The sequence below is a fragment of the Propionibacterium acidifaciens genome (genome assembly GCF_003798325.1).
GTDB lineage: Bacteria > Actinomycetota > Actinomycetes > Propionibacteriales > Propionibacteriaceae > Propionibacterium > Propionibacterium acidifaciens.
Genome location: NZ_CP033719.1, coordinates 113,686 through 122,841, shown reverse-complemented (window position 1 = coordinate 122,841; position 9,156 = coordinate 113,686). Strand labels below are relative to the sequence as shown.

General features: G+C 73.9%; 9 protein-coding genes. 3 read left to right on the top strand and 6 right to left on the bottom strand.

Translation table 11 applies throughout. From position 1 onward, the window contains the following. Positions 1-26 precede the first annotated feature (26 nt). A complete protein-coding gene (locus tag EGX94_RS00540) occupies positions 27-2,183 on the top strand; it encodes an ATP-dependent DNA helicase UvrD2 (RefSeq protein ID WP_021797442.1) in 2,157 nt (718 codons plus the stop codon). Here EGX94_RS00540 and EGX94_RS00535 read toward each other — a convergent pair. Beyond that, on the bottom strand, positions 2,084-3,151 hold the full coding sequence (locus EGX94_RS00535) for a hypothetical protein (RefSeq protein WP_123825757.1): 1,068 nt from the start codon (positions 3,149-3,151) through the stop codon (positions 2,084-2,086). The two genes, EGX94_RS00540 and EGX94_RS00535, sit on opposite strands and share 100 nt — an antisense overlap. Positions 3,152-3,383: 232 nt before the next feature. Further along, entirely contained in the window at positions 3,384-3,545 is a 162-nt protein-coding gene (locus EGX94_RS13230) for a DUF5679 domain-containing protein (protein ID WP_021797446.1), read from the bottom strand. Positions 3,546-4,291: 746 nt separating this feature from the next. Between EGX94_RS13230 and EGX94_RS00525 the strand changes: the two genes are divergently transcribed. Continuing rightward, positions 4,292-4,480: a hypothetical protein gene (locus EGX94_RS00525; protein ID WP_226906035.1), complete on the top strand. Its 189-nt coding sequence runs from the start codon at positions 4,292-4,294 to the stop codon at positions 4,478-4,480. Between the two features lie 478 nt (positions 4,481-4,958). Here EGX94_RS00525 and EGX94_RS00515 read toward each other — a convergent pair whose 3' ends face one another. The 3 genes from EGX94_RS00515 to EGX94_RS13550 form a co-directional block, all read right to left on the bottom strand. Further along, entirely contained in the window at positions 4,959-5,471 is a 513-nt protein-coding gene (locus EGX94_RS00515; RefSeq protein ID WP_021797447.1) for a class I fructose-bisphosphate aldolase, read from the bottom strand. Then, on the bottom strand, positions 5,447-6,067 hold the full coding sequence (locus tag EGX94_RS00510) for a zinc-binding dehydrogenase (protein ID WP_021797444.1): 621 nt from the start codon (positions 6,065-6,067) through the stop codon (positions 5,447-5,449). Before EGX94_RS00510 ends, EGX94_RS00515 begins: the two co-directional genes overlap by 25 nt. A gap of 273 nt (positions 6,068-6,340) precedes the next feature. Further along, a complete protein-coding gene (locus EGX94_RS13550; RefSeq protein ID WP_051245264.1) occupies positions 6,341-6,526 on the bottom strand; it encodes a hypothetical protein in 186 nt (61 codons plus the stop codon). 414 nt (positions 6,527-6,940) lie between these two features. Here EGX94_RS13550 and EGX94_RS00500 point away from each other — a divergent pair, with 414 nt between their 5' ends. Next, positions 6,941-7,552, top strand: coding sequence for a M48 metallopeptidase family protein (locus EGX94_RS00500; RefSeq protein WP_021797576.1), 612 nt, complete (start codon positions 6,941-6,943; stop codon positions 7,550-7,552). 13 nt (positions 7,553-7,565) lie between these two features. On the opposite strand, the gene EGX94_RS00495 is transcribed toward EGX94_RS00500, so the two are convergent. Then, positions 7,566-8,945, bottom strand: a complete 1,380-nt coding sequence (locus EGX94_RS00495) for a zinc-dependent metalloprotease (RefSeq protein ID WP_043121631.1) — start codon at positions 8,943-8,945, stop codon at positions 7,566-7,568. Positions 8,946-9,156 lie beyond the last annotated feature (211 nt).

Below are 9,156 nucleotides of genomic sequence, written 5' to 3'. Positions count from 1 at the left end.
GGCGGGGCCCGCCTAAGGTTGCCATCATGACCAGCCAGTCGTCCGCCAGCGCATCCCCGTCCGCCGAGCTCGACGAGTCCGTCCTGGCCGGCCTCGACCCGGAGCAGCGCCTCGTCGCCACGACGGTCGGCGGGCCGGTCGCCGTCATCGCCGGCGCCGGCACCGGCAAGACGCGCGCCATCACTCACCGCATCGTGCACGCCGTGCTCACCGGGCAGCAGCGGGCCGGCGCGATCCTGGCCGTCACCTTCACCACGCGCGCCGCCGGCGAGATGCGGGCCCGGCTCCGCAGTCTCGGTGCGCCGCGCGTACAGGCCCGCACCTTCCACTCGGCGGCCCTGCGCCAGCTCCGCTACTTCTGGCCGCGCGTGACCGGCGCCGAGCTGCCCGAGATCGCCGGCTCCACTTACGGCCTGGTCGCCGAGGCCGCCTCGCGCGAACGCCTCAGGAGCGCCGACACGGCCCTCGTCCGCGACCTGGCGGGCGAGATCGGCTGGGCCAAGTCCACCAATGTCCTGCCGGCCGACTACCCCGTGCTGGCGGCCCGGGCGGGGCGCGCCGTGGCGGGCGCCGATCCCGAGACGGTCGCGCGCGTCGCAGCCGAGTACGAGCGGGTGAAGTCCCGCCGCGGCGTCATGGACTACGACGACATCCTGCTGTGCGCCGTCGCCCTCATGCACGAGCACCCCGAGGTCGCCCAGGAGTTCCGCTCCGGCTACCGGCACTTCGTCGTCGACGAGTACCAGGACGTCAGCCCGCTCCAGCACGCGATGCTCACCCAGTGGCTGGGCGAGGGCCGGGACCTGTGCGTCGTCGGCGACCCAGACCAGGCGATCCACTCGTTCGCCGGGGCGGATCCGCGCTTCCTCACGGGCTTCGCGCGGGAGTTCCCCGGCGCGACGGTGCTGCGCCTCGACCGCAACTACCGCTCCACCCCGCAGATCATCGGGGTGGCCAACGATCTGCTCCACCCGCCCGGGCGGGCCGCCGTCGGGCGCGGGGTCGTGCTGCGCCCGATGCGGCCCGAGGGCCCGGCCGTCGGGACGGCCGAGTGCGCCGACGAGGACGAGGAGGCCTCGCGGCTGTCGGCCTGGCTCGTCGACCGGCACCGCGCCGGGGCGCCCTGGTCTCAGATGGCGGTCCTCTACCGCGTCAACGCCCAGTCGCCGGCCGTCGAGGCGGCGCTCGCGCAGGCCCGCGTCCCGTACCAGGTGCGGGGCGCCGAGCGCTTTTACGAGAGGGCCGAGATCCGCGCCGCCCTCACCGGGCTGCGCGCCGCGGCCGGGTCCGATCCGCAGACGCCGGCCCTCGAGGCCTCCGACCGGGTGCTCGGCTCCCTCGGCTGGGCGCCCGAACCGCCCGCCGGTCAGGGCCGAGTCCGCGAGCGCTGGGAGTCCTGGCAGGCGCTGCACGACCTCGTGGCCGACCTCGTCGAGGCGGGCGCCGCCACCATGGCGCAGGCCGTCGCCGGCCTCGAGCAGCGCGTCGCCGACCAGCAGGCCCCGGTGGCCGACGGGGTCACTCTCTCGACCCTGCACTCGGCCAAGGGCCTGGAGTGGGACGCCGTCGCCCTCATCGGCGTGCAGGAGGGCCTGCTGCCCTTCTCCCTCGCAAGGAGCCCGCGCGAGATCGCCGAGGAGCGCCGTCTCCTCTACGTCGGCATCACCCGCGCCCGGCACGACCTGCGACTGAGCTGGGCGACCGGCGCGACCGGCAGGCGGGGCCGGCGCCGCCCCTCGCGCTTCCTCGGCGGCCTGGCCGGGACGGGCGAGCGCGCCGACCGGGCCGCAGAACCGGCCCCCGGCCCGCGCCGCCGCCGGGTCGTCCACTGCGTGGTCTGCGGCGGGGCGCTGGGCCGGGCCGTTGAGATCAAGCTCGGCCACCACGCCGAGTGCGAGGTGCCCTTCGACGAGGGGCTGCTCGAACGGCTCAAGGCTTGGCGGTTGGGCGTCGCCAAGCGCCAGTCGGTGCCTGCCTTCGTCGTCTTCACCGATGCGACGCTCATGGCGCTGGCCCAGGCCGAGCCGTCCGACGAGCGCGGGCTGCTCGAGATCCGCGGCATCGGGCGTTCCAAGGCCCGACGCTACGGGCAGGACGTGCTGGCCATCATCGGGGGCCTCGATGTCGACGAGGTGCTCGCCGGGGCGCGGGCCCCCGGCGACGACCAGCCGTCGGGCGGCTGAGACCCGCCGCCGCGTCCGGCGACCGTCGGGGCCCGCGGCGGCGCGGTCGGCAGCTGCGTCGAACGGGTGCACAGCGGGCAGTCCGGGCGCGGGCGCCTGCTCGGCCAGATGCCGCCGCCGAACTCCACGGTGGGCGGGACGATCCGCTCGTCGAGGTAGGCGGCGCACACCGAGTTGGTGATCGCCGCCGCCCAGTCGAGCGCCGACGGGGTCGGGGCCGCCACCGCGCAGTGCCGGTGTCCGCGCCCGATGGGGGATCCGGCCGCGCAGAAGGCGCAGCTCGTGATGCCCGGCTGCACCAGCGGCCCGACGCAGGCGTCGTGGCGGTGCACGCCGACGATGAGATGCGCCAGCCCCAGACGGCTCAGCAGCCACGGTACGACCGGGTCAGGCGCCGTCCGGGAGCCGGCGACCACGACGAGGTCGAGCCGGGCGTCGTCGACGGACAACCAGTGCTCGAGACGATCGGTGGCCGGTGCGGCGCTGTACCTCGGGGGCCGGGCCCGTTCGCCCCGGGGCGGCAGCGGCTCGGTGAAGCCCCGCACCCGGTGGTCGGCGGTCAAGATGGCCCGGAGACGCTCGGCGCTCGCGCCCTCGCCGATGACGCCGATGCGCGCCGGGGCGGGCAGGTAGGGCAGCTTGTGGACCATGCCCAGCCTCCGCAGCCTCGTCAGGAGGTTCTCGAGGAGCCGCTGCTCGTCGGGGAGCAGCCCCCGGCAGGCGTCGTCGAGGGTGACGGTGCCGTCGAGTCGGCGCAACGCCCCGACGAGGCGCTCGGCGAACCGGCCGGACAGCTCGACGCAGGTGCGCCCGGGGCCGTACAGGCGGTACGAGTCGGGGCAGTGGCGGACGATGTCGGCGTCCATGCGCAGGGTCCGGGGCGGCACGCGGCGCCTCGGCGCGGCGCCCGACGGGGTCCGCGTGGTCGCCCCGCCGTACCGGCCGGGTGGGACGGGGGTGGTTCGCATGTCTCCAGCGTCCTCCTCGGGCGGGACGATCGCCAGGGATTCCCCGAGAAGGACAACAACCGGCCCTGCGCGGACAACATGTCGGGCGGCCGGGACAACAACCCTGTGGCCCCGGCGCTCCCCGCCCGCCTGGGCCGGCGGGGCGCTTCGGGGTCCGGAGACGATCGAAGGGGTCGGAGCGTTGCGCTCCGACCCCTTCGGCCCAGGTCCGGACGGCGGACCGGGTGAAGTCTCAGGCCCTGCCGAGGATGCGATTCAGGTTGGTGCCGCATTCGGGGCACTTCGCCTTGGCCATGCGGGTGCCCTTGTCGTTCACGACGACGGCGCCCTTGGCGTGACGCTTCGCCTTGCACTTGACGCAGTAGTACTCGCCCTCGTAGGTCTCCTCTGCCATGTCTTCCTCCTCGTTGTTGTCGTGCCGGCCTGCCCCAGACGGAGCATTGAGGGCCGACGTGCGAGCATAACTGTAGCCACAGCGGTGGGACCGATCCGCCGTGCAGAACCCCGGTCAGGGAAGGGCACGGGATCATTCGGGGTCGTCGAAATTTCACTCAGAGAAGATCCATCCACTCCGACAAGGGATTCCACTGGATCCTCCCGGCATCGCCGTCGGGCGCGCCCGACGGCCTGGAAGGGGCCCGGGCCGGGGTGCGTTGCGGCGGGGAGACCCTCGGGGGACGGCTCCGCCGCGAGGGGTCCGATGCGCGCGGGCCCGGGGCGGGGCCGACGGCGGTGACGGCGCCCCGGGGATGCGCGGGCTCGTGGGCCGGGCGCCGAGGGCCCCGGGCGCGGAAGAACCCCCGGCGAGCTCTCATCTGCCTTCCCCTGCAGAGAGCGCCGAACCGGGGGTTCGGTGTGAACCATACCGGGCTCCTCGTCAGAGCGTCAAGCCGGCGGCGGGGACGCGGCCGCCGACAGCAGGCTCCCAGGTCCCGTCCCGGCCGTCCGGTCCCGCCCGGGCCGACCGTTGCGGGCGTGACCGCCGCGATCGGCTACCATGGACGCGTCATCCCGGGCCCGGGGCGTCAGGCGCTCCCCGCCTGGGCATCCCTCGTTCTCCGGAGAACGCTTTTCCACGATCGATCCAGAGCAGATCCTCGATGCCCTCGGCGGCGACGCCGATGTCATGGGCCTCGAGCCGTGCATCGTCCGTGCATCGTCCGGCTGCGCGCGGTGCTGGCCGACCCGGAACGGGTGGACGAGTCGGCGCTGAGGGATGCCGGGGCGAGCACCGTGATGAGGATCGGCCGGGTGGTTCACGTGGTCGTCGGCCCCGAGGGCGGCAGGATCGCCGGGAGGATCCGGGCCAGTCTCGGCGGACGCGTCTGAGGCGGGGCGTCCCCGACGATCCGGCGACTCCCCGCGCCTCAGCGGCGGCGACGGCGAGGAAGGTCGACTGCGACGCGTGGTTGCCGGTCGCGGCGACGGCCCGTTCCGTGCGCCTGCCCGAGTACTTGTTGAAGTAGTAGCTCAGGACGTCGTTGTCCCATGCGACGGCGAGACCGCAGGCCCTGCCGCGGTCATCCATGGGGACGGCGACAGGGCAGTGGACGTCGATGCCGACGCCGACGGCCCCGGCCAGTGCGGGCCCGAGATCGCTGCAGGCCCGGCGGATCGATTCGGTCCATGCCCGCGGGTCCTCGCGACCGGCCCCGGCGGACCGGGAGCCCGGATGGGAGCACCGGGCCCGCGCGATCACCTCCCCGTCCTGGCCGACGGCGATCGCCTTCGTGGCGGACGTGCCCAGGTCGATGCCGATGAAGACGCTCATCCTCGAACCCCCGGTCCCATGAGTTCCCGCGGGGGCTCAGCTCAGCAGTGCGACGGCCCGCGAGGGCGTCATCCCATCGTGGACCACCGCCTTGAGCGCCCGGACCATCTTCGTCGGATCCTCGGCCCGCCAGATGTTGCGGCCGCAGGTCATGCCGGCGCCGCCGGCCTCCATGACCGCCGCCTGCTCGAGGATGTTGATCGGCGCGGGTGCGGGTGCGCCGCCGGCGGCGACGACGGGCGTGGGGACGGCCTCGACGATCCTCCTGAACTCCTCGGCGGAGCCCGTGTACCAGGTCTTGACGATGTCGGTTCCGCACTCGGCGGCGGCCCGTGCCGTGCACATGACCGATTCCGTCGATCCCTCGCGGTCGCCCCACAGCTCGCCGGAGGGGTAGGAGTGGCGGATCACCGGCATGCCCCATGTGTGGGCCTCCTCGGTCACCGCCGACAGCATCTCGAGCATGGCCGCCTGGTGACTCGATCCTCCCGGGATCCCGATGGCCAGCGCGTCCGCCCCGAGCCTCATGGCGTCGCGAACCGTGGCCACGGTGGCGTCGTAGGTCGGGTGGAAGTCGACGTGGGAGAAGTGCTCTGTCGGGCCCGGACGTCGACGCCGACGCGCGTGTCCGAGCCGGAGGCGGCCAGTCGGATGGCGTCGGCGGCCCGCTCCAGCGGCAGCTGGGTGCCGATGAGATCCTTCACGACGAGTCGGCCCGAGTCGATCATCGGGGCGATCCGCTGGAGGTTCTCGAGTCGGCAGGAGGAGGCCCCGACGATCTTGTACTCGTTGTCGTGGATGTCGTTCGCGACGAACCGGAGCGTCGCCTCGGAGTTGAATCCCGCGAACACGGACACGCGGGCTCCCGGGGCGAGGATCCCGAGGTAGGGGGTCAGGGCCTCGGGGCGTCCGATCGCCATGATGACGACGTCGATCCCCTCCGGGGCGATGTCCCTGATCCGGTCCGCGATGTCGCCGCTCGGGGCCGGGACGGCGTCGGCGCCGGACGCCCGGGCGATCGCGTGCCTGGCCGGGTTCGGTTCGACCGGGACGACCGTGGGGACCCCTGGACCCGGGCGAGCCTCATGCGGATGAGACCGAGGGGGCCCGGCCCCTGCGACGAGGATCGTCCGCGCACCCGCCACCTCTGCGAGGTTCTGGCCGTTCAGGGCGCAGGAGACCGGTTCGACGATGGCCGCTTCGAGGGGCGGGACGTTGTTGACCGGTACGAGGTTCCGCCGGGCGTCGGCCGATGCGGACGTGCTGGGGGAGGCCGCCGTCGAGCTGGTAGCCGAAGGCCGTTCGGTGGCGGCAGATGTTCGGGTGCCCCCTGGTGCAGGCCGGGTGGGCGCCCGCCTCGCCGATGCCGAGCCCCAGGCGAAGACCGAAGAGGGTACCGAAGCCGCTCGCGAGGAAGGTCAACCCGGTGCAGATCGACCAGAGGCACGCGGATGCGCCGACCATGCGGATGCGCCGACCATGATGCGCTCGCCGAATCCGTCGATGAGCGAGCCGGCGGGGATCTGCATGAGGGCGTAGGACCACGAGAACGCCGAGAGGACGAGTCCCCGCTGCGTCGCGCTCACGGTGAAGTCCGCCGTCATGTACGGCAGGAGACGGAGATCGCCGATCGGTCGATGTGGTTGATGGCCAGACCGAGCGCTCAGACCGCGGCGACCGCCCATCGCCACCCGGTCCTGCCCGATCCGGGGGCCCTGGTGCTGCCTGTCGTGACCATGGCGCCTCCTCGTGCTCCGTACTCACAATGTAATCAAATAATCAATCAATATTGATCAGTTCGATCCTGTACCACGGTCAGAACGATTACTTCGATCAGCAGGAGATGCCGAGCCATCGTCAGGATGCTGTGCGGGCTCCGCCGGGAGGACCCGCCGAGCCCGCGCCCGCCGCGCCGGGCGCGGCGGAACCCGACCGATCGACCGGGCCGGCCGCCGCGAGGATGCCCGGGGGCGACCGGGGATCGCCCCCGGGCGTCGGCTCCGGTTAGGCTGGCCCGCGTGAGCAGCAGCCGAGCGCCGGGGGCCCGGGTCGGGGCCGGTGCCGCCGACACCGTCGTCCCGACGCCGCGCGGGCTGGAGCTGCCGCCGGGCGCCGACGAGATCGTCGTGCGCCGCAGCACCCGTCGGCGCCGCAGCGTGGCGGCACGCCTGGACGGGCGCCGGATCGTCGTCATGATCCCGGCCCTCATGGGGGAGGCCGACCAGGACCGGTGGGTGCGCGAGATGGTCCGGCGCCTCGCCGGGCGTGAGGGGCGCAGGGCCGGCGCCACCGGCGACGGCGCGCTCATGGTCCGCGCCGCCGGGCTCCGTCGCGCCTACGTCCCGGAGGCCCCCGAGCCGGCGAGCGTCCGCTGGGTCCCGAACCAGCGCTCACGCTGGGGCTCGTGCACCGCGTCCGAGCGGACGATCAGGCTCTCGGACCGGCTGCGCGCCATGCCCGACTGGGTCATCGACGCGGTCCTCGTCCATGAGCTGGCCCACCTCGTGCACCCCGACCACGGCCCGGCCTTCCGGCGCATCGAGCGCCGCTATGGGCCCGCCGAGCGGGCCGGCGGTTTCCTCGAGGGCTGGGACGCCGCCACCGCCGCCTTCGAGCGGTGCGGCGGCTGAGGGCCCGGCCGGTTCAGTCGGCCCCGGGGCCCTCGTCCCGGCCCCGGTCCTCGTCGCCGCGGTCGCCCTGCTCGAGGAGCCTGGTCAGCTCCGAGTCCCAGTCGGCGTCGGTCTCCTCGTGCTGCTCGCCCCGGACGAAGCCGATCGGGTCCTCGACGTCGGCGGATGAGGGCATGAGGTCGGGGTGGCTCCACAGGCCGTCGCGTCCCGCCACGCCGCGGTCGGCGAGCACGACCTGCCAGAAGCGGGCGCTCTCGCGCACGAGTCGGGGGTGCAGCTGGAGGCCCAGCAGGGCGCTGGTGATCTTCCCGGTGGGCCCGCCCGCCGCGCGGCGTCGGTGCACGGCCTCGAGCAGCGCCGGCTCGTGGGTGAGCCACTGCGCGCAGGCCTCGTGGGCGACGGCGTCGACCCAGCCCTCGACGAGGGCGAGGAGCGTCTCGAGACGCGCGAGGATGCTCTCCTGCTCGGGCGTGCGGGTCGGCTTGAAGAGCCTGCCCTGCAGCTGCTCGGAGACCTCGGCGAGCCTGGCCGGGGTCATCTCCGAGACGTCGCCGATGTCGATGGCGTCGCCGAGGGCCGTCGTGTCGATCGTGATCTCGCGGGCGTAGTGCTCGATGAGCGCCAGCATCTGCGGGCCGAGCCACTTCACGGCCGAGAACAGCCGCTGACGGGCGGCCTCCCGCACGACGACGTACATGAGCGTGTCCTCGTCGGGCAGGCCCAGCCCCTTGACGAAGGCCTCGGCGTTGGTCGGCAGGAGCACGACGCGCGGGCTCGACAGGAGCTGGAGGCCGAGCTCGTCGCCGCTGACGACCTCGGCGGAGATCTCGCCGATGGCCTGTGCCAGCTGGGCGGTGTACATCTGGCCGGCCGCCATGCGCATGACGGGCGCGAGCATGCCGGTGAGCTGGGCGATCTCGGGCAGTTCGGCGGCGGCCTCGCCCCCCAGCCCGGTGCTCATGGCCTCGGCGATCGCCGTGACGACGGGCTCGACGATCGCGTGCCACGAGTCCATCGTGTCCTCGACCCACTGGGCACGGCTCCAGGCCTGCGCCTGGGCGGGGCAGGCCTCGAAGGAGACGGCCGGGCCGAGCCAGGACTCGGCCAGGCGGTGCGAGTCGGCCAGCTGCGCACGCTGGGTCGGGGACGGCACGGGGTCGGGGCCGAGCGAGGCGGCGACCTGCCGTGCGGTCCGCCGAGCCATCGCCCAGTCGATGCCCGTCGCCGAGTCGGCGCCGGCCTGTGCCTGGGCCATCATCGCCTGGATCCGGCCCATGAGCGCGTTGAGGTCGACCCCGTCCCCGGGCGGGTTGAGCCCCAGCCGACGCAGCAGCTCGCTGAGCGGATCCTCGCCCGATGCGCCGGCGGAATGGCTGGTGGTCTCGTCGCTCATCACTGGACTCCTCGTGGTGCGGCGCGGTCGAGGGGGACCGCTGCGTGCCTGCCCCCATTCAAGCGCGCCCGATCAATGCGGCGGGCCCCGCCCGGACCCTCGCCGCGGTCCCACCGCGCCGGGCCCGGCCCGGTGCACCCGATCGGCCCCTGAGCGGTGGGTGGACCGCTGAGCGGTGGGTAGACTGCGGGACCATGAGGGCAGTTGTTCC